Origin of the sequence: Paenibacillus sp. FSL P4-0113, assembly GCF_038009305.1 — a bacterium.
In the GTDB taxonomy this organism is placed as follows: Bacteria; Bacillota; Bacilli; order Paenibacillales; family Paenibacillaceae; genus Paenibacillus; species Paenibacillus polymyxa_D.
Map to the genome: position 1 here is coordinate 4,645,825 of NZ_JBBPAZ010000001.1, position 21,605 is coordinate 4,667,429.

At 46.7% G+C, this 21,605-nt stretch carries 18 protein-coding genes and 1 riboswitch; of the genes, 16 read left to right on the forward strand and 2 right to left on the reverse strand.

The features are described from left to right. Nucleotides 1-4 precede the first annotated feature (4 nt). The 8 genes from MKX46_RS20205 (at nt 5) to MKX46_RS20240 (ending at nt 8,628) form a co-directional block, all read left to right on the forward strand. A complete protein-coding gene (locus tag MKX46_RS20205) occupies nt 5-1,276 on the forward strand; it encodes a lanthionine synthetase C family protein (RefSeq protein WP_107735013.1) in 1,272 nt (423 codons plus the stop codon). Nucleotides 1,277-1,291: 15 nt separating this feature from the next. After that, a complete protein-coding gene (locus tag MKX46_RS20210; RefSeq protein ID WP_341071695.1) occupies nt 1,292-1,849 on the forward strand; it encodes a DUF5823 family protein in 558 nt (185 codons plus the stop codon). Between the two features lie 14 nt (nt 1,850-1,863). Next, nucleotides 1,864-3,657: an ABC transporter ATP-binding protein gene (locus MKX46_RS20215; RefSeq protein ID WP_081317629.1), complete on the forward strand. Its 1,794-nt coding sequence runs from the start codon at nt 1,864-1,866 to the stop codon at nt 3,655-3,657. A gap of 9 nt (nt 3,658-3,666) precedes the next feature. Beyond that, nucleotides 3,667-4,263, forward strand: coding sequence for an accessory gene regulator AgrB (locus MKX46_RS20220; RefSeq protein WP_230585093.1), 597 nt, complete (start codon nt 3,667-3,669; stop codon nt 4,261-4,263). A 228-nt stretch (nt 4,264-4,491) separates the two neighbouring features. Then, nucleotides 4,492-5,730 (forward strand): sensor histidine kinase, encoded by a 1,239-nt coding sequence (locus tag MKX46_RS20225; protein ID WP_230585094.1) that lies wholly within the window; start codon nt 4,492-4,494, stop codon nt 5,728-5,730. Further along, nucleotides 5,727-6,506, forward strand: coding sequence for a LytR/AlgR family response regulator transcription factor (locus MKX46_RS20230; protein ID WP_029517599.1), 780 nt, complete (start codon nt 5,727-5,729; stop codon nt 6,504-6,506). Before MKX46_RS20225 ends, MKX46_RS20230 begins: the two co-directional genes overlap by 4 nt. Nucleotides 6,507-6,552: 46 nt before the next feature. Continuing rightward, nucleotides 6,553-7,311 (forward strand): TraX family protein, encoded by a 759-nt coding sequence (locus tag MKX46_RS20235; RefSeq protein ID WP_340884460.1) that lies wholly within the window; start codon nt 6,553-6,555, stop codon nt 7,309-7,311. Between the two features lie 339 nt (nt 7,312-7,650). Then, nucleotides 7,651-8,628: an aldo/keto reductase gene (locus tag MKX46_RS20240; RefSeq protein ID WP_341071696.1), complete on the forward strand. Its 978-nt coding sequence runs from the start codon at nt 7,651-7,653 to the stop codon at nt 8,626-8,628. A gap of 85 nt (nt 8,629-8,713) precedes the next feature. On the opposite strand, the gene MKX46_RS20245 is transcribed toward MKX46_RS20240, so the two are convergent. Next, nucleotides 8,714-9,514, reverse strand: a complete 801-nt coding sequence (locus tag MKX46_RS20245; protein WP_340931420.1) for a WYL domain-containing protein — start codon at nt 9,512-9,514, stop codon at nt 8,714-8,716. After that, nucleotides 9,489-10,814: a helix-turn-helix transcriptional regulator gene (locus MKX46_RS20250; RefSeq protein ID WP_029517595.1), complete on the reverse strand. Its 1,326-nt coding sequence runs from the start codon at nt 10,812-10,814 to the stop codon at nt 9,489-9,491. The genes MKX46_RS20245 and MKX46_RS20250 overlap by 26 nt, the downstream gene beginning before the upstream one ends. Nucleotides 10,815-11,013: 199 nt before the next feature. On the opposite strand from MKX46_RS20250, the gene MKX46_RS20255 reads away from it, so the two are divergent. The 8 genes from MKX46_RS20255 (at nt 11,014) to MKX46_RS20290 (ending at nt 21,534) form a co-directional block, all read left to right on the forward strand. Then, nucleotides 11,014-12,582: a hypothetical protein gene (locus tag MKX46_RS20255; RefSeq protein ID WP_029517594.1), complete on the forward strand. Its 1,569-nt coding sequence runs from the start codon at nt 11,014-11,016 to the stop codon at nt 12,580-12,582. Between the two features lie 19 nt (nt 12,583-12,601). After that, complete coding sequence (locus tag MKX46_RS20260; RefSeq protein ID WP_029517593.1) at nt 12,602-13,420, forward strand: nucleotidyltransferase domain-containing protein; 819 nt, start codon at nt 12,602-12,604, stop codon at nt 13,418-13,420. A gap of 21 nt (nt 13,421-13,441) precedes the next feature. Further along, entirely contained in the window at nt 13,442-14,893 is a 1,452-nt protein-coding gene (locus MKX46_RS20265; protein WP_165150001.1) for a 3' terminal RNA ribose 2'-O-methyltransferase Hen1, read from the forward strand. Then, the gene (locus tag MKX46_RS20270) at nt 14,890-17,499 is read left to right on the forward strand and encodes a polynucleotide kinase-phosphatase (protein ID WP_029517591.1); all 2,610 of its coding nucleotides are present in this window, start codon (nt 14,890-14,892) and stop codon (nt 17,497-17,499) included. The genes MKX46_RS20265 and MKX46_RS20270 overlap by 4 nt, the downstream gene beginning before the upstream one ends. 20 nt (nt 17,500-17,519) lie before the next feature. Beyond that, nucleotides 17,520-18,317, forward strand: a complete 798-nt coding sequence (locus tag MKX46_RS20275; RefSeq protein ID WP_029517590.1) for a TatD family hydrolase — start codon at nt 17,520-17,522, stop codon at nt 18,315-18,317. A 43-nt stretch (nt 18,318-18,360) separates the two neighbouring features. Beyond that, nucleotides 18,361-18,470: riboswitch (TPP riboswitch) on the forward strand. 250 nt (nt 18,471-18,720) lie between these two features. Next, nucleotides 18,721-19,317, forward strand: a complete 597-nt coding sequence (locus MKX46_RS20280) for an ECF transporter S component (protein WP_029517589.1) — start codon at nt 18,721-18,723, stop codon at nt 19,315-19,317. Then, nucleotides 19,317-20,768: an ABC transporter ATP-binding protein gene (locus MKX46_RS20285; RefSeq protein WP_165150005.1), complete on the forward strand. Its 1,452-nt coding sequence runs from the start codon at nt 19,317-19,319 to the stop codon at nt 20,766-20,768. Before MKX46_RS20280 ends, MKX46_RS20285 begins: the two co-directional genes overlap by 1 nt. Further along, entirely contained in the window at nt 20,743-21,534 is a 792-nt protein-coding gene (locus MKX46_RS20290) for an energy-coupling factor transporter transmembrane component T family protein (RefSeq protein WP_039272469.1), read from the forward strand. Before MKX46_RS20285 ends, MKX46_RS20290 begins: the two co-directional genes overlap by 26 nt. Nucleotides 21,535-21,605 lie beyond the last annotated feature (71 nt).

Here is a 21,605-nt window from a genome sequence, read left to right on the forward strand (position 1 = left end):
GCTTATGGCGGTCAAACAAGTCCCGGGAAATTTATCTGAAATAGTCAGACAAAGCGCAGAAATTTACAAAGATATAGATACTGTAACCCTGCTAATCAAGAAGCACGCCATGCATGATTACCCTGAAATGGAGCTGATATCATTGGCTTCAGGATATCCCGGGATCAGCCTTCTTCTGGATAAACTAGATGAAGTCTACCCGGGGGAAGGGTGGGATGCGCTTGCTTTCAAGTACAATCAGGAGATTGTGCGCTTAATCGGCAATATACCGTTCCATTCATTGTCACTGTATACCGGATTGGCAGGTGTTATTTATCTGTTCAACGAGTGTTCAAGAGGTTCAACAAGATATACGAATGTGCTCTCACAGACGCTGGATATGTTTCTTAGCAGCTATGGGGAATTCTATGAGGAGACAAGGGGGAAATTGGAAGACTCCTTGATTGAGGATAGCGACTTGGATTTGATTTCAGGATGGACGGGGATTGCAGCTGCATTAATGGAGGTTAAGGAACGCCAAGACAGATACGCTGGGAAGCTGGATGCGGTGCTCCTTAAGATCCTTCAACTGATTACGGATGCTGTAGGCAAGCTGAGACATTTCGGGGAACTTCCCGAACAGACCATTTACTATAATCTTGGCATGGCGCACGGAATTACAGGAGCCATTAATTTGCTGGCTGTTGCACATCTCCGCCGCTACCCGTTAACAGGATTGAGAGAAGTACTGGAAGTTGCCAAGACTTTTCTACTCGGAAATATCAGAGAGTGGAACGGCACCCTTGTCATACCTAATATGTTCACACCGGATGAATCCGCAGAGACTAGTCGGAATCCAGGTTATCACAGAGATGCATGGTGTTACGGCACACCGGGAGCTTCTGTGGCTATGTTCCGGCTGGGATTGGCCCTGGAGGACAAAGCGCTGCAGCAGCAGGCTCTGCAATTGTTCAATACCGTCTACTCCAGACCAGATTCGCTAAGAAAGGTAATTTCACCGACGATCTGTCACGGCTATGCAGGCTTGCTCCTGATTCAGCACCATTTCAGCCGTACGGCAGCCATACCGTTCAAGAATGATTTTTTGCATCGTATGTTATCATACCGGAATACTCAAGAGGCAGTACCCTTTACAGACCTTGAGGGAAGCGTCGATGATCCGTTATCTCTCGATAAAGTAGGGCTGCTCGATGGATGTGCAGGTGTATTGCTGACACTGCTGACCTGTGATAATGAGAACTTGAGTACATGGAAGCAGATGCTGGTATTTAGCTAAAAGGAGGAGACGGTAATGTTCATTTTATTAAAAGAAATTATTACAGTCATGGTGGGACTGATTACCGATTTTCTCTCTTTTCAACTGGATGCATATTTTTATATTTGGTTTCTGGTCCTGTTTATTTCAAGCTTGGCAGCGACCCTGGTTCAACGAAGCGAAGGGACTATTACCTACAGCACAGCCGAATGTGTCGGAATAAATGTGCTAGTTGTCGTATTATACCTAGTAATCGGTACAATTTTGGCCAGATACTTTGCAAGTTTTGAGGATCAGCAGATTGTTGCTGGAGATAAGATTATGCTGTATAAAATTTCTTTTATGCTTACATCCGCTGTAATTATAGTGGATATTATACTAGATAGGTTGAAGAGAGGGCGGAAATTCTCCTACTCTTTGGAGTTTCTTGCCGGAAGCGCCGTGTGCTTCTTACTGTTCCAATTAAGCAACCAAACGGACTGGATAGGAACCAAGCTGTCGCTCTCCTATATTGTCATAGTAGCGATAGCCGCAGGTGTCTATACAATGGCAATGAAGTTTTTGCTAGAATACGAAAATCACAAAGAGAAATAGGTGATTAAGCCATAATGGAATTGAATATGGAGAGCACGGCATATAAAAAGATTGGTGAAGAAAAACAAACGGCCCATTCCTTGCTGGAGTTAATCAAAATTGCGAGATGGCCCAAGCTTGCGCTTGCTTGGAGCATCGTATTTACACTGATTTCCGCCGCTTTTTCATTAGTATTGCCGATCATTACAGGCAAGCTTGTCGATAAGATCTCAGCTATGGAGCTGACGATCCAGACCGCAGCTGTGCTTATTTCGCTGTTTCTGGCCGGAGGGATTTTAAACGCCGTGTCTTCTCTGCTCCTCAGATATGTGGGGAGCAAGTTTTTTCAGGAACTGCGACTGAAAATTTGGGAAAAAATTATCCATTTGCCGGTTAATTATTTTGATAACAACGAGAACGGCAAAATCATCAGCAGAATGACGAACGACCTTGCTATTGTAAGTAATTTTCTGGCTATCACTCTGCCTTCTATTCTGGCTGATGTCCTGATGGTCACTGGTTGCATCATCATGTTATTTGTGTTGGATTGGAGATTAATGAGTGTACTCGTTGCTCTGATTCCTATAACGGCGCTACTAATCTATCCCATTGGAAGAAGGATGAATAGAGTAGCGATTGAGGCACAGGATGCAGCCGCAGATTTTTCCGGTGAGTTATCCAAAATTCTCTATAACATCAGATTCATTAAAGCGACGACGTCGGAAAAGCTTGAAATGAAATATACTCGGGAGATACTTGGACGTATCTTTCGCTTGAACATCAAAGAGGGAATATTGTCAGCTGTCATTGAGCCGATTGTAACAATTATCATCATGCTAGCTTTGGTAGGAATGTTTTGGTATGGAAGCGCCGGCATTGCCGCTGGACATATCACTACAGGTACTTTGGTATCCATGATCTTTTATTTGTTTACAATGGTTTCGCCTCTGACCCAGCTCAGCAGTTTTTTCTCGCAGTATCAGAAGGCCAAGGGAGCAAGCAAGGAAATTTATACCATATATAACCAGCAGGATGAGAAGCAAGAAAAGTTAGGCAGTGTGCCGGACATGAAAAGTCATGATCAGAATTCGGATATCCTGCATTTTGCCAATGTTTCTTTCTCGTACAACCAGGGCCAACCGGTATTATCCAACGTGGAGTTAACCTTCAGAGGCGGTACTACTACAGCGATCGTAGGGCCTTCCGGCTCGGGAAAAACAACAATATTTTCTTTAATAGAGAAATTTTACTCAGAATATAATGGAGAAATCTATTACAATAATGTATATTTGGATAAGATTAGGACGGAAGAATGGCGTCGCAAAATATCCTATGTTATGCAGGATAGTGACTTACTGGTAGGATCAGTGAGAGACAATCTGGTATATGGCCTAAACAGAGACGCGGATGACCATGAGATTTATGCGGCTCTTGATACAGTAGGCTTGAAGGAGGTAATTTATCAATTACCGGATGGTTTGGATACCTTTGTTGGAGAAAGGGGAGTCAAATTATCGGGGGGACAGAAGCAGCGAATCCAGATTGCCAGATGCTTGCTTTCAGACCATGAGATTCTGCTGTTTGATGAAGCTACCGCCAATCTGGATAGCGAGTCAGAGCAGCTTGTACATGATGTAATCAAGCTTCTCTCCAAGAATAAAATGACCATTGTTATCGCTCATCGTTTGTCAACCATCTACAAAGCGGACCAGATAATCTTTTTGGATAAAGGAGAAGTAACGGGGGTAGGCACGCATCACGAATTAATGAGTTGGCATGATAAATATCGTGATTATGTTCAATTCCAGCTTCCCACACAATTAAGTTAGGGAGGGGCGGTGGCGTTGTATCATCAATTGTCAACGTGGATCATTGATAAATACTTTCAAGACGAAGAATTGGAAGCGGAGAAGCGTGCTTATGTGCTTTATTATCTAGAGAACATACTGGCTGGCACAGAAAAAATACTTCTTGTATTGGTCAGTGCCTGTTTGCTCGGTGTATTAGCCGAAACGGCTGCGATGCTGCTTTCCTATACAGTGGTCCGGCGAAAGTCCTTTGGCTGGCATGCTCGCAAGTCGCATCATTGCACCTGGGTCAGTCTACTGACCTTTGTGTTTGTTCCCTGGCTCTTAAAGGAAGTAGAATGGAACCGCTTTTTTTTGGCGACGCTCTGTCTGCTTTCTATCATTCTGATTGCCAGATACGCTCCGGCCGATACGGAGTGCAATCCATTGGTAGATCCGAAGTTAAGAAGAGCATGCAGATTACAAGCTATCTTTTTAAGTATAGTGTTTGTTTTCGTGGCCATCGCACTAGATTTTTATCCTTGGTTAATATTCGGGCTGTTTCTTGAAGCAGTCGTCATCACACCAGTATTCTATTCCATAATGAGAAGGAGTTATGCCAATTATGAACAATATCAAGAATATTAAAGAACACAGAAATAACCATACCCAGAGACTCAAGGCTAAGCTACTGGAGCATATGAGTAAAAGAGGTGAAGGAGGAGGGATTTGTTTCGGGTTGTTCTATGAACCAGTCAACCCAAAAGTTTGGAAATTGAACAAAAAATGATTACATCCGGCATTTATTTTTTGCAATACACCAGCTATCTTGTAATATATCATATGGTCAGCGGCAATGGTCTAAGCGTTTTCCGTATGAATTATAAGCTGCTGCTGTTTTTAGTCATGTATTATTTTATCGGAATAACAGCTCTGAATAACTTCGGACTGATTGTTTACCTATTTCTATTTGTGCTACTGGCATTATACGGGTGGTTGACCGACAAATATGAATCCTTGTGGGTCATAGGCTTCTATGCCATCCTTACCATCTTTATTACGACACTGCTGGGTTATTTCATAACGGTAATCAGCTATGCGGTTCCTTATGAATATAAAAACAAATGGACGGCGCCCTTCCTAACCGCTTGTTCACCTCCGCTGATCTACTTGGCGCTCCGAAAGCTTGTGTCTTATTTGTTTCCTACTCCGGCGGTCAGGCTTTTGAAGCTATATCGGATTAAGCTTATCGTCGGAGCTTCTTTAATCTTAGTCTTGGGGATCATCGGACTCGGACTCATTATCTATTCGGAGTGTGAAAGCAACAATCCGTATCCAAGCAGATTAAAGATTGTGTTGATGCTGATCGGCTTGACCTCCATCTTCCTGATGACGATCAATTGGCTGTATCGCTTCCTGCGTGAACGTGAGCTAGAGAAGAACAAGACGGAACAATACCTGCAGCTGGAGGCTTATATTATGGAGATTGAAAAAATGTACGAAGACATCCGCGGCTTCAGACATGACTATACCAATATCCTGTTAATGCTGGACGAGGGGATCAGAACTGGGGATTTGTCGATGATCAAGCGGATATATGAGAGTTCTATCCAACCTACTGCTTCACAGTTGAACGGATATTCCTATAGTCTGGATAACCTGATTAATCTGGACGTGAGTGAGCTCAAGAGTATTATTACATCCAAGGTGCTGGTGGCAAAGAAGCGTGGAGTTGACGTAAAACTGGAAATTGATAGCGGTATCAGTGAAATGTATATGGATATTATAGACCTTTGCAGAGTAATCTCTTGTTTCCTGGACAATGCAATCGATGCGGCATTAGAGACCTGCAATCCGTCCATAAATATTGTACTGATCCATGAAGACGATATTCAGACGGTGACGATACGAAACTCTTATAATCATTCTGCACTTGACGGGATTAAGGTGAATGATCTCTACAAACGGAACTTTTCAACGAAAGCGGACAATCGGGGTCTTGGCTTGTACAATATAGCAAAGGTGCTGCGCAGCAACAAGTATGTAACTTTGGATACCAAAAAGGAACCGGATTTTTTCACGCAAACATTAATTATAAAGAGAGCGACATCATGAATATTTTTATCCTGGAAGATCAGTTTATCCAGCAGCGCATAATGGAAAAGATGGTCCGTAAAAGCTGCGAGGAACTTGGCATCTGCTGCAGCAATCTCATTGTCACCAGTAAGCCGGATCTCCTGCTTTTTGAATCTAAAGCTTGTGCGAATAACTTGTATTTCCTTGATATTGAAATCTCGGGTTGCCAGATGAAGGGACTGGAAGTTGCCCAAGAAATCAGAAAATATGATATGTATGGGCATATTGTCTTTGTAACTACCCACGGTCATCTGTCTCCGCTTACCTTCCAATACAAGGTAGCAGCTCTTGATTTCATTATCAAGGATGCTACTCAGGATGAAATGGAAAAAAAGGTAAGAGACGTTCTTGCTGTTGCCCATCAAAGAAAGCCTGTGTTGGATGTCGATGATTGGTTTATACTCGACAATAAATTTACGAAATTTCAAATTTCCTTCTCCAGCATTTATTACTTTGAAACAACCGGTGTTCCCCACAAAATCCGTCTGGTTTCCGAAAACAGAACTCTTGAGTTTTACGGCGATCTGAAAGATATTGAGGCTAAGGACCCCAGGTTGTTCCGGTGTCATCGGGCATTTATCGTAAACCTGATGAAGGTGGAATCTATAGATAAGAGCAAGAAGGAGATCATTTTTCAAACCAATCAGAATTCCGGAGAAGCAAGGCGCATTATTCCCGTTTCCCGCCAATTGTTGAAGCACCTCTTAGATAAGATGGGAGACCGGAGCCTCCTGAACAGACCTGTTTACGAATAGAATAGATATGGAGGGCATAGTCCTTCGGGAAGAAAAGGGGAGGAATATGGAACAAAGATTATCCGTTCAAGCAGAGGTGAAGGGCATTGATGCCACCAGTTTAAAATTAATTGCAGTATTAGCAATGCTAATTGATCATATTGGAGGGCTATTTTTTGCCGATTTTTTGGGCTTTCAGGTGGTAGGCAGAATTACATTGCCTATCATGGCTTTTTTTGTAGCCGAAGGATATATCCATACCAGAAGCTTCAAAAAATATACAATACGCCTTGCTCTAACCGGGCTAGCCAGTGTGGTGCCTTACGGATTGGTATTTAAAGATTGGTATACTTCGGGAAACATCATGCTAACGTTGTTGATGGGCCTACTGGCAATATGGTTCTATGACAACACGACCAATTCTGTACTTAAATACTTGGCGATTTCGGCTCTTTGCGTAGTCTCTTTTTTGGGAGACTGGAGTGTAATTGGAGTGTTACTGGTTCTAGCTTTCTATGTCGCTCGCAAACAACAGAAGATTTACAACGGATGGATTATTGCAATAATTGCGCTTATGTTCATTTTCGGAGTCATCATTATATGGGCTGTTCCCGATTCGCTCAGCATCATGGGCATCAACGCCAGCACAATGAACGAATATCTTTATCCGTTTGCGATCGGCGGGGCCTGTATTTTTGCCCTCCCTCTGCTATCCCGATATAACGGAGAGAGGGGAAAAGGCTCACGAACCTTCTTCTATTTGTTTTATCCGCTGCATTTGCTCGCGCTTTATCTGCTGAAGTTGGCTATTGATTATTACATATAAGAAGGGCTGTCTAATAAGTAACTAAAATAAAAAAATTGGACGGGAAACGACATGTTTTCCGTCTATTTTTTTATATAGTGCGATCGGTATGAATGATAACTTGGCGGTGAAAGTCCGCCAATATACGCAAAAATACCTTGCTTGGCCTCGTCCCGGATTTCATAACGATTAAGGTGAATCAGTTCTTTCTTCAGTATGCTGTGGAAGGACTGAACTCAATACAAGCATTGTCGAACACGATCGTAAGTAAGTGGTAAAATAGGTGTGTGATAGCGGTCCCACGGACTCTTCATATGTGGATGAAGCAGGGAATATTTTGAAGATTAAAGGAGGAGAAGCATGAAGATTATGCCTTTACAGAAACGTGGAATCTCCGATAGTCGGCTGGCGCTTGGTTGTATGCCTTTTGGTGGTGAATGGAGCCATGCGCCGTTTACGCAGGAGCATGTCGTTGAAGCAGAAAGAGCTGTAGAAGCTGCACGATCCATCGGGATTACGATGTTCGATCATGCGGATATCTATCGTATGGGGAAAGCGGAAGAGATTTTCGGCCGGATTTTAAAGGGACAGCCGGGCTTGCGTGAACAAATCGTAATTCAGTCCAAATGTGGCATTTTTCTGCCGGATGGTACGCTCCCGGGCCGTTTTGATTTCTCATATGCTCATATTATGGAGTCCGTGGATGGTATCCTGAAGCGCCTCGGTACGGAATATTTGGACATCCTGCTGCTGCATCGCCCCGATCCGCTGGTAGAGCCGGAAGAAGTAGCGAAAGCGTTCAGTGAGCTCAAGGCATCCGGCAAAGTAAGGCATTTTGGCGTCTCTAATATGAATGTAAGCCAAATTCGTTTTCTGGAGCGGAGCCTAACGGAGCCGTTGATCGCTAATCAGCTGGAAATGAGCCTGGCGCATCTGCATTTTGTAGATCAGACCGTACATGTGAACCAGCAGACGGGGACGAATGTACATTTTGGCGAAGGTTTGCTGGAATATTGCCAAACCGAGGATATTCAGCTCCAAGCCTGGGGACCGCTGGCGCAGGGACGTTTTAGCGGAGGTTCTTTGGAAGGGGCGCCTGAGTATGTCGTTAAGACGGCAGAGCTGGTGCAAAAGCTGGCTTCTGAAAAGGAAACGACACGTGAAGCGATCGTTCTTGGCTGGCTTATGAAGCATCCAGCACGGATTCAGCCTGTCATTGGCAGCGCCAATCCTGAACGAATCCAAGCATGTCAGGATGCGGAACGCCAGAGCGAGCTGATGACCCGCGAGGAATGGTATCAATTGTACGTCAGTGCGCGCGGACAAGCCTTGCCGTAACTCGTTTAATAAACCCTCCCCTCGTCTCATTAACAGACGAGGGGAGGGTTTATTTACATGGATGCATCTCATATTGCCTCAGTAGCTATTCCTCTTCGTAGCGTGCAAGGGCCTTGGCGGTTGTTTCCTTCATTCGTGAGATCAGCCGTGAGCCTTGGACGACCTTGACACGTTTGCCAAGGAAACGGATTTTGGATAGCATATATTCACATTCGTCTGCCTGGAAGGTGAGTGTAATACGATAGGTATCTGCTTCCTGAACATATTCGACCTCTTTTTCAAAGCAGGAAAAAGCATATAAAATACGAGACATTTCACCGTTATATACAGGAACAATTTCGATGATGCCCTGTTCCTTGCGCGACTCCAGTATACCGAGTATACGTTGGGTGAATTTATCGGCCTCTTCGGGTAGAAGCTCATCTTCCGTGATGTTCACGATATTAGATAGCTTGGTAGACATGAGCGCGCGGTGTCTGCGATTATACCACAGGAGGCTCCATTCTTTTTTGACCATGGAAAACTCCAGCTTATATGGAAAACCGGACATTCGCTCATGCAAGCGTCCGTTGCGCAGTTTGTAGGTCACACAGATGCCAGAACGGGATCGCAGAATGGAACGCAATTCACGCAAGAGTGGATGGTATACCGATACAGCAGGGATACCTGCTTTTTCCCGCAAACTTCCATCGGCCTCCAGCGGCTCGTCGTCTGCAAGTAATTGCCGAAGCTTATCAAGTGTAGCCGGGGTAAAAGCCTCTGTCGCTGCCGAGTCTGCAAGCATAGATTTGAGCCAAATTCTTTCCTGTGATGTGGTAGCAAAAGCGCCCGATTCATCCAGCCGTGAGACGATCTGGTAGTTAAATATTTTCTCGAACAGGCTCATAATAGGCTTGCAGCTCCTTCCATTCCTGTCTGAATTCCTTCCGTAGCCGCTGAGGCTCCAATACCTCACAGCTTGATCCGAAGCTGCGAATCCACGGTTTAATCTCAGTGATTCCATTCACTGTGATTTCATAGATAAAGGATTCACTTTCCTCCTCCGCGATCGTACCCCATTGTCCCTGTGACAGCACACGTTCCCGAATAAAGTTGCGCTTCGCGCCCTCAGGATTGAAAAAACGTACCCGCACCTTCACAGGACGACCCGTATCAACAAGCCAGCTGTACCGCATTTTTTCTTCCAACACCGCTAGCAGATCGGCATGAAACTGCTCTGGTACAGGCTTGCCCTCCACCAATTGAGTCATGCCCTCCATACGAAACTTCATGATTCCTTTACCGCCTACATGACCCAGAATATACCAACGTCCATATTGATGATCATAGATGACTTGTAGGGGCAGAATGGTGTGTTCACGGCCGTCGGTCTCTTTTTCAAACAGCGGGTTTGTGTTTTGTGACCCGTACATGCTTCGTTTGGATGTCGAAAAATATAAAAAAGTTACACAGCGGCGTTGCCGAATGGCGTGTAGAAGCGGATGAATATGGGCTTCGTCCAGAATGCGTGAATAATAGTGGTATTTATATAAAAAAGGTTCGGCCATCTCCCGATCTCCGAGCTGACGGCGCATGGCTTTTTTAAGATGATCTCGCAGCAGATATCCCTGTACAGAGGGGAGCTGGGTGTTGGCCATAATGTCTACAAAATCATATAAGTCCAGCAGCTCCTCGTCCGTCAGTTCTGTCACCAGATCGTTGCGGACAGCATAGCGGTAAGGTCTGCCGCCGGGTTCCTTGCGAACGACGCCGACTTCAACCAGATATTTCAGATCGGAACGAATCGTTTTCTCATCCGGTAGTGAACTGTCGGAAGGCAGCCCGTTGCAGCAAGCATCCAATAGTTCCATGGTGGTCATAGGCTGTGACTGTAGCGCTGTCAGCAGAAGGGATAAGCGGACGCTTTCCGATTCCTTGAGCGATTTGGCCCGAAACAGAAATAACAATAATGGATCAGCCGATTCGTAATAATTAAAGCGCAGCATCTCATTAAAATCATGTCCGTGTTCCGCAGGCAACTGCTGTTGTACCGATTGGACAATTTCCTTGAGACGCCGGATTGTTTTATCAAAGGTATGTACCGAAATGCCCAGTCTATCTGCGAATTGCTGCCGATTATAGGCGCCGCTTGTTAATGTGAGCATACGCAGGAATTGAATTTCTTTATCAAAACTTTCTCTCGCCATGATGCATTCCCCGTTTCTGTTGCCGTTCTCCGAAAGCAAGTATCCCTTTATTCTAACAGGGAAGGGATGCAGGAAAAAGGGAAATTATTCATCTTTGTAATACTTTCACCATGTTCACGACTTCCAAAATAAAGCATCATAGGAGTATAAGATAGCACGATGAAATAAGAAGCAATACATAACAGAAGGGTGATGCAACATGTTTGGACGACGCAAAAATGAAGTGTTATATCCATGGGTAGGTAAGCTTTCGATTTATGAAACGATTAAGCAGGGACTGGACCCTCAGGGCAGGCTTACGGATGATCATTTACCAGATGATGAAGAATATTGGGCAGGTCACACGATGCGTTGGGTGGCAGGAGGATTGGATGGAGCATTTGGGCATCATGGCGCTGTCGGAGATGGAGAGACTGACAAAATTAAGGATCTGGCGCAGTTGTTGTCCAGACAATGCCGCAAGCCAGGGATGAAGACGAGACGTGAGACGTATGTACGCTTGATGGAGGAAAATGCGCTCAGCCTGATTGATCCGCTGCTAGATGCGGTGCGCGAGCATCCAGCAATTCAGCCGGATCGATTGTATGAGGAAGCACGTTGGCTGGCTGAACACGGAGCACATCGCAATGTGGTGAAGGTCGGTATTGCGCTGCTTGGATTACTGGAGACGGATCAGCACCACGAACTTATTTTAACACTAGCCAAGCATGATGAATTCACGCTATATGCAGCTGTAGCTATCCGTAATATTTCGGAGCAGGCCAACGAACAATTGTATAATTTAGCCTCACAGGTACATGGCTGGGGACGTATTCACGTAGTAGAACGGCTGGAGCCTGCGCGGCAGGAAATACGTGACTGGTTATTAAGGGAAGGATTCCGCAACAATGTCATGTATGAGTATCTTGCTTATGAGTGTGCTCATAAAGGCGAACTGCATACAGCCATCGCTGTACCGCACATTGATCAGGAGTTGTTTGACGGGGCGGGTGATATTCTATCGGCTTTGCTGGCAGCAGGCGGACCTGCGGAAAGTATAGACGATTATGAGCATGCCACTATGGTCATAGGCAACTACCTTCGCCATGCTAAGACCATGTGTACGACTGTGAAGCATTTTACGATCATCATGGATATTGCGGATTTTCTCGATGAAGAAGACGATTCATGGGAGGCACGTTATGAGCATGAATGGACGCCGGAATTACGTAAACGTTACGCGTCAATATGCCAGCAGATGATGGACGATCCGCAGTGGGTGAAGCCGGTAGAGCAGGAACTGCAGTATGCAGATTCACCGCATCTCCACTGCGCCATTCGCGTAGCTCGAATGCTAGCACTAGATGTATGGCCCGTGCTATTTGATCAATTAAGTAAATATCCAGTCAAGCCTAATCTATACTTTGAACTCATCAAGACAGAGGATGAACAGCGGGCTCGTAAGCTGGTGGCTTTTGCAGAAAAGCACTTGCCTCTGGAAGAAATTGCTTCTGGTCCTGCTGATGTGCCGGGCTTTGGACCGGAGTATGAAGCGCATCAATGTCTGGGTATTTTGCTTCAGCTATTGTCTTCTTACGAAGGAATGGGACAAGAGCTAGTTGCTGCCGGACTTTGGAGTCCGGTGATCTCCAATCGTCATGCAGCACTTCATGTACTCAAGGAATGGCCTTCTGAGATGTGGGGAGAGGAAACGACAGAGCGTCTTCGCCGCTTATCGATAGATGAAACGGAGGAGTCGATTAGAGAACAGATTCGGGAAATACTTTAATGATAAGGGAGGGAACAACATGACGGATATGAAGCATGGGCAGGGTTTCATTCAACCGGAAATGCGTGAGACGATTTTGCGTGAGCTGCGCGCGTTGGAGCAAGCGGAGCAGGTGCGCATTGTATACGCCTGTGAATCAGGTAGTCGGGCGTGGGGGTTTCCTTCACAGGACAGTGACTATGATGTACGATTTATCTATGTAAGACCCATAGAATGGTATTTATCTATTTTTGATAAGCGGGATGTGATTGAACGGCCAATCAGCGATTTGCTGGATATAAACGGCTGGGATTTAAAAAAGGCGCTCCAATTGTTTCGCAAATCCAATCCGCCTTTGCTGGAATGGCTGCAATCTCCGATTTCCTATCTGGAGCAATATGCAGTGGCTGATCAGATTCGTGCGATCTCGCCGTTAACCTTCTCTCCGAAGTCCTGCATGTACCATTATCTGAATATGGCGCGGGGAAATTATCGGGATTATTTGCAGGGAGAACAGGTGAAGATTAAAAAGTATTTTTACGTGCTGCGCCCGTTGCTGGCCTGTAGCTGGATTGAACGTCACAACAGCATGCCTCCAATGGAATTCGTAGAATTGCTAGAGGAACTCATTCCGGCACATACCGAACTTTATCAGGTGATCGAACATTTGCTTGATCGTAAAAAAGCGGGCGAGGAGCTGGATGTGGAGCCACAGCTTTCGGTGGTGAATGATTTTATCCAGCAGCAAATTGCTTATTTTGAACAAAAGGCGCCCTTGCTTCAGCATATGGAGAGTGGACGTGATCAGCAGTTGGATGATATGTTCCGCGCTGCGGTGAATGAAGTATGGAAAGTATAAGCTGGGAAGGAGAAGTAGAGTATGCACATCACGCTAAAAGCAACCGGAAACAATGCTGGGATGATTTCGCACTTGCTTGCCAAAAATCCCTACAATACGTATGATCGCACGGAAAAGGGTGCGCGTGTACGCATGGTGTACACCGTGTTTACCGAGGAAGAGGCAGAAATCGTCATTCAGGCTTCGCCAGATTCGATAGATTTGGTCAAAAACAGTCCAGATAGCTATGATATTACACAATATATTAATGACCGGGAGTTTGTAACCAGCAGCTTATTTTGCACCTATATTCGTGGCTCGCTTGGTACGGCACTGAACGGCAAACCCAAAGAAGAGTATGCAGAATGGGTGACGCATCCTTTCGCGCTGGAGTTATCGTTTGGGCCTGTTGCTTCGGATTTACCGGATTCTGTGGTGGAGGGACTATTTGCTCCGCTGGGCTATCAAGTGGACATAGAACGAGGGGAAGCAGACTATTCTTTTCAGCTGAAAAATCGAAGCACTGTCAGATATGTCACGTTAAGTGGCCATCAGACGGTGCAGTATGCGCTACGTCAGTTATTGCTGTTGATTCCGGTGTTGGATAACTATAAGCACTACTATATCAGTGAAGAAGAGTTTGACAAGCTGAGACGTTACGGTGAAGGCTGGCTGTCAGCGCATCCGCTACGCGAGCTTATCATTCGACGCACGCTTCGTTTTACCAATCTGATTGAGCAATTTGAGCAATCTGATTGTGATGAAATAGGTATTAAAAAACATATTGAAAAGGATACTGTCCAAGCTCAAAAGGATAAGCACGAACAGATTCAACAGCCAGAACAGCCACATGAGGAAGGGAAGCAACAGCCTACAGTACGGCTAAATGAGCTGCGGTATCAAGCTATTATGGACGTAATTCGCAAGCTGCCTCGCAGACAGAAAATCGTAGATTTGGGTTCAGGGGAAGGGAAGCTATCGGCTCGGATGGCCCGAATGACGGGCGTTGAAGAGATTTGGGCGGTGGAGCCGTCTGCGTATGCACAGTTGAGAGCCGTGGAGCGTTTTAACAAGCTGGAAAGGCATGCCGATGCGATCAGTCCTACACCCATGATGGGCTCTCTCTTTTATTATGATGAACAATTGCGGGGAAAAGATGTGATGATCCTATGTGAGGTCATTGAGCATGTGGATGAGCATCGTCTGAACCGGGTGATGAAGACGATTGTAACGGAGTATCAGCCGGGCGTGCTGATCGTGACGACTCCCAATCGTGAATATAATGAAGTGTATCGTATGAATCAGCAAGAGATGCGGCATGGCGATCACCGTTTTGAATGGAGTAGAAGCGAGTTTCAGGAACGATGTGAGCAGTGGATTGTGGAAGCTCCTTATTCGGTAGCGCTGAAGGGGATCGGAGAAGAGGTCGAAGGCTTTGGACAACCGACCCAAATGGCTATATTTACGCGCAGAAAGGAGCAGAAGGAAGCATGAGCAATTCATCCAAACGTACGATTCATTTACCGCATGCTGGACTGGTTGTGTTGGTGGGGGCCTCCAACAGTGGGAAAACCACATTATTAGACAAGCTGGTGAGCGAAGGGATTCTGCTGGAGACAGAAGTGGTATCCTCGGATCATTTTCGCAAGCTGGTCGGAGATACGGAATTTATAGACTGGAGTGGACTTCCAAGACTGGAATCGGACGTACTGTTCTATGAGTATCAGCAAATGTCAGCCAAGGCGTTTGAGGCGATGGATACGATTCTGGCTATGCGCTGTCGCTTGAATAAGCTGACGGTTGTGGATGCCACCCATTTGTATGCTGAGGACCGTCAAAAATATGTACAGTTGGCAGCCAAGGCGCATGTTCCTGTAATGGCTTTGGTACTGGATGTATCCGAAGCTGTGCTGCTGGAACGTGATTTAGGCAGGGAGCATCCGCGTGGCCGCCAACGGGTCAAGCAGCAGGCACAGCTGTTAAAGCGGAACCTGCGTGGGATCCGTGAGGAAGGCTTTAACGCTTGCTATATCCTTAAGGATATAGAAGAAATGAATTTTGTTCGCCGTGCGCAGCCACTGTTTCATGAGATTGGCTCAGGTATTGACATCATTGGTGATATCCATGGGTGCTACCGTGAGATGCTGGAAGTGATAGAGCGGCTAGGATATACGGAAGATACGGAAGGACTATACCATCATCCAGATGGCAGAAGACTGGTATCTGTCGGGGATGTGATGAGCCGTGGCCCCAAATCGTTACAAGCGGTGCAGTTCTGGAAAAAGCACGTGGATGCTGGACTAGCGTATATGATTGACAGCAATCATGGCTGGAAAATCGGCCGTTACCTTGATGGAAGAAAGGTGACTCTCAGTCATGGGGATGAACGATTTGCAGAGGAACTGGCCCAGTATGAACAAAAAGCGGGCAAGGCAGCGGCGGAACAGCTTAGAAGCGAGTTAAGGGATTTTCTGCTACATGCACCCTCACATCTTATTTTTGGCAGGAATGGATTGCGACACGTGGTCGTGGCTCATGCGGGGATTAAGGATCATTTTATCGGCAAACAGTCGGCACGTATTTCTGATTATTGCCGTTATGGAGATACGGAAGGACAGGATGCAGACGGAAAACCAATCCGCAAAGATTGGTTCGTAGACCATGAATCGGGAGAAATAGTAGTATGGGGACATGATCCTAGACCGCAGCCTACCCTTGTGAATCAGACGGTGAATATTGATCAGGGTGTGGTATTTGGCGGTATGCTGACCGCTTATCGTTTTCCGGAAAAGGAATTTGTCAGCGTTCCGGCACATGAGAATTATGCGAATGATCCCGATAGCCCACTTGTCCGGTGGCAGAGAAAACGGTTTTCCCCGCCGAATTTACGCAAGCTCATCGCTGGTTACAGTGTACTGACGGAATCGTATGGCGAAGTGCGCGTTCAAGGAGAATCGGTCAAAACCGCTATAGATGCCGTGTCACATGTGACAGTACCGATAGAGGAACTGGTGTATATTCCACCGACCATGAGTCCTGCTCCAGCGGTGTCTGCAGAGGAAGGTTATCTGGAGCATCCGCGTGAAGCGCTGGCTTATTATCGCGGGCAAGGGGTACAAACGATGGTGGCTGAGAAAAAACATATGGGTAGCCGGGCTATTTTGCTATTATTCAAAAACGAACAGGCCGCTGTCGAGTATGTAGGCTACCCGACATTGGGCACGATCTACAGTCGGAGCGGGAGAGCTTTCTTTGAACAAAGCCTTGGGAAGCAAGTGCTGGAAAAGCTGAATGTGGATCTACGGACTGCCGGATATTTTGAACGGAACCAGACGGATTTTGTGTTGCTGGATGCGGAAATTGTACCGTGGAATCTCAAGGCTCGGGAATTGATTGCTGCACAGTATGCGCATGTGGGTGAAGCAGCTCTGCTGGATCGCAGTAAGCTGGTAGACAAGCTGAAGCAGGCGAAGGTTGCGGGCCGAGAGGTTGGAGACTGGTTGGAGGAAATGGAACAGAAGTACGCGAATGCCGTGACGTTTCAAGAGGCTTTTCAAAAATATTGCTGGGATGTGGACGGTCTGGATGAGATTCGTATCGCACCGTTTCATACGCTGGCACACAGCGGAAAGACTTTTTTCGACCATTCTCATATTTGGCATATGGAGCAAAACCGGGAGCTGGCTGGGCTGTCTTCCCTGTTTATGGAGACAGAGTATCGCGTGATCACGGACGAAGCAAGCGAGGAAGAGGTCATTCGTTGGTGGAACGAGATGACAGAGGATGGTCATGAGGGGATTGTGATCAAGCCGGAACGCTTTTTGATGAAAAATCGGGACAAGATGATTCAGCCTGCAATCAAGGTGAGAGGCCGGAAGTATTTGCACATCATTTACGGTATGGATTATCTTGCCCCTGAGAATTTAAAGCGTCTGAAGCAGCGTCGAACGAACAAAAAGGAGCGTCATGCCCTGATGGAAGGAGCGCTTGGTATGGAAGGCGTGGAACGTTTTGTCCGCAAGGATACGGTAGATCGTATTCATGAATGCGTCCTTGCCGCACTATCTCTGGAATCAGAGCCGATTGATCCAAGATTGTAGTTTGCGAGGGAGGGATTGAGATGGAAAGGGGTACACCGTTAATTGATATTGGTGTGAACTTGATGCATCGTTCGTTTCATGCAGATCGGGAACAGGTGGTAGAGAGAGCCGCGGCTGTAGGGATTTCACCGCTGATTATTACCGGGACCAGTGTCCGCAGCAGTCGGGAAGCTTCTCAGTATGCAGCGCGTTATCCGGGCAAGCTGTATGCGACAGCTGGCGTGCATCCCCATGATGCCAAAGACTGCAGTGCAGACACGATTCAGCAGCTCCGCCAGTTGGCGGGTCAGCCGCAGGTCGTATCCATAGGGGAATGCGGATTGGACTATAACCGTGATTTTTCGCCACGTGATGTGCAGCGCCGATGGTTTGGCGAGCAAATCCAACTGGCGGGTGAGCTGAAAATGCCGTTATTTCTGCATGAACGAGATGCACATGAGGACTTTGTCGCTATGCTTCGGGAGTATCAAGGGCTTGTCGATAAAGCGGTAGTGCATTGTTTTACCGGCACGGAACAGGAATTGCGTACGTATGTAGAAATGGGACTGTATATCGGAATCACCGGCTGGATTTGCGACGAACGGCGGGGGAAGCATCTGCGTGAACTGGTCAGAGATATTCCCTTGGACCGTCTGATGATTGAAACGGATGCTCCATTTTTGACCCCGCGTAATTTGCCTGTGAAGCCTAAAGAAGGGCGTAATGAGCCCATGTATCTCGCTCACATTGCTGCTACGATAGCCGAATGTACAGGTCGAAGCATGATGGAGATCGAAATCGCGACGACGGAAACGGCTAAACGTTTCTTCGGATTATAGGATTGTCAAAGCCATAGATGTGGTATATATTATAGTGAATTAAAAAGCATTGTCGGGAGCTTGAGAAAGTCAGGCTGAGAGGGTGGCCCTTGCCACTGACCGTGAAATCTGATCTGGGTAATGCCAGCGTAGAGAAACCAAGAACACTATACAGGAATGCCGCTTTTTTTTGCGGTTGTCGATAGATTCAATGTATGTCCTAGCATTTTACCTTGATCCTGACTTGGCTGGGTATCAGTGTAGTAGTTTAGACTACTGGTTATATAAGGCATATCGACGAATGATGTTTTGTATGGTGCTTCACCTTTTACTGCGCATAAAGCTTGCCTGGAGATTCAGCTCCAGACAAGCTTTTTTTCATGGCCAAGAGGCCAACTATAAGGAAAAAGGGGAGCACGCAATAATGAATACTGCTGTAAGAGCGTCCAAAGGGTTGAAACTGACGGATATTTTGGTCACGATTGTGATCGCTGTTGTGTTCGGGTTGATCTACAAAATATGGGGACCTGCCTATGATTTGATGAAACCATTGGGTCTACACGCCGAGCAACTGATGTATGGCATGTGGTTTATGGCAGGTACGTTTGCTTATCTCATCATTCGCAAGCCGGGTGTTGCGATTTTGGCAGAGGTGGCAGCGGCAACGGTCAGTGCTTTTTTGGGAAGCGAATGGGGTATGTCCACCTTGTACTATGGCCTGCTGCAAGGCTTGGGAGCGGAGCTGTTTTTTGCGGCTTTTCTGTATCGGAACGCAAACCTGTGGGTTGCTTCGCTAGCTGCGGCTGGGGCGGCTGTCACTTCTCTGATTTTAGACTTCAGCTACGGGTATATTGATCAGCTATCGACTTGGAACTATGTTTTGTATATTGGATTTCGGATGATTGGCAGTATTGTGATTGCCGGGGTATTCGCGTTCTATCTGGCTAAGGCATTGGAGGTAACCGGAGTCACGCGAAGTTTGAGGCCTGCAACGGAACAAGATTATAAGGGGCTGGATTGATGAGCCGGGCAACCGAAGATGTGGTGGCTTCGATCACCCGGCTACGGTTGAAATTCCCCGGTGAGCAAGAGCTGCTTTTTCACAATATGTCTTTGTCTGTCCGCAAGGGGGAAAAGCTGCTGCTACTGGGACCGAGTGGATGCGGTAAATCAACACTGCTCCAAGTGTTAAGCGGTCTGATTCCACGCACGATAGAAGTGCCTATGAAATGCGATGCTGCTGTAATCCCAAGTGTCTCAGGTATTGTATTTCAAGATCCTGATACGCAGTTCTGTATGTCATATGCAGATGAGGAACTGGCTTTTGTGTTGGAAAATAATCAGGTTCCCCGGGAGCAGATGCGATCCCGTATTCGCGAGCTGCTGATACAGGTGGGTCTATCGACGGATGATATACATATGCCCATTGGCAGCATGTCACAGGGAATGAAGCAGCGGCTGGCGATTGCGTCTGTGCTGGCTATGGAGCCAGAAGTGCTTTTTCTGGATGAGCCCACGGCTTTGTTGGACGAGGAAGGCACTACACAGGTGTGGGATACCATTCGCAACATTTCGGTAGACCAGACACTGGTGATTGTGGAGCATAAAATTAATGAAATTGTCCATGATGTGGATCGGATTGTGGTGCTTTCTGCTCAAGGGGAGATCATTGCAGATGGAAGGGCCCAAGAAGTATTTCATGTGCACCGGCAGGCATTGTCCGAGTACGGCGTGTGGTATCCGGGAGTATGGAATGAAGCGTCTTCGCCACGTTGGAGTGAAGCAGTGACGCAACAGAATGGTGCGGGGACTGATGTGCTGGAGCTGGAACATTTTAGCGGCCTCCGCGGTTTAAGTTCAGTGATTTATGTGGAGCATGCGCAGGTGAAGCCTGGCGACTGGATTGGCGTGGTTGGTGAAAACGGGGCTGGCAAAAGCTCGCTACTGCTCTCCATGATGCGCTTACTTCGCACACAGGGACGTTATAGCGTGCGCGGAATTGAGGCAGGCAGTACAGAACAACTGGCAGAGCGTATCGGGTTCGCGTTTCAAAATCCCGAGCTGCAATTTGTAGCGCATACCGTACGAAAGGAACTAGAGTATTCGTTACCCAAGAGCTTGTATACTGTTGAACAGTGCCGGGAACGGGTCGATCGGATGCTCGTACAGTTCGGACTGGAGCGGCTGGACGAGCGGCATCCGTATCAGCTTTCGTTAGGCCAAAAAAGGCGGTTGAGTATTGCTACGGCTATGATTCGTGAGCCGGAAGTGCTGCTGCTCGATGAACCGACCTTTGGGCAGGATGCGCGTAATACCTTTGTCATGCTGGATATGTTGGAGCAGCTGAGAGCGGCAGGCACGGCCATTGTGATGGTCACCCATGACCCGGAAATTGTCCGTCGATATTGTACCGATACATGGCGGATTCAGAAAGGGGAACTACAGTATGAACCTGTCCTTTCCCCATCATAAAACATGGCTGCATCGCGTGAATCCGGGCCTAAAGCTCGTGATGTTTTCCATCCTGTTTGTGGTCGTTATAGTCATTCATGATCCGAATGTCATGTTTAATGTTGCGTGTGCTATGCTGTTGCTGCTTGTCTGGTCAGGCCATCCATGGAAGAGGCTGCTGCTATACGGGTCTCCCTTTATATTGGTGTTTATTTCAACTTCAACGGGCATGATGATGTTCGGCAAAGGGGTGACGACCTGGTGGACATGGGGCTTGATCCATGTGACGCAGGAAAGCTTTTACCGAGGCATGCATCTGGGCTTTCGTGCGCTGAGTATGGCTGCGGTAGGTTTGTTGTTTGGTTTAACGACTCGTCCAGTGGACCTTTTTTATTCACTGATGCAGCAATGGAAGCTCCCTCCGAAGTATGCATACAGCTTTTTGGCAGCCATGCGGTTGATGCCTATGATGGTGGAGGAATTCCAGGCATTGAGACAAGCCCACCGTATTCGAGGTTTACATCAGCATGTGTCCAAATGGAATATGTATGCCACGCTTCGCAGGTATGCGATTCCGCTACTCGCTCAAAGTATTCGGCGTGCCCAGCGCATTGCTATTGCTATGGAAGCCAAGGGTTTTACCAATGAAACCAAGCGAACGTATTATTATGCGATCGGCTATTCGGCTATAGATATTGTATTCATATTCTATTTTGTCGTCATGCTTACGCTGGCTTGGGGACTTGGGATTTGCTTTCCTTATGTAGGGGTGTGGGATGTACGTTAATTGTTGTCAAAAGGCTTTGCCCGTTTTCTGCTCTGTGGTATATTAATGCAATGGGAATTGACGGCTCGTAC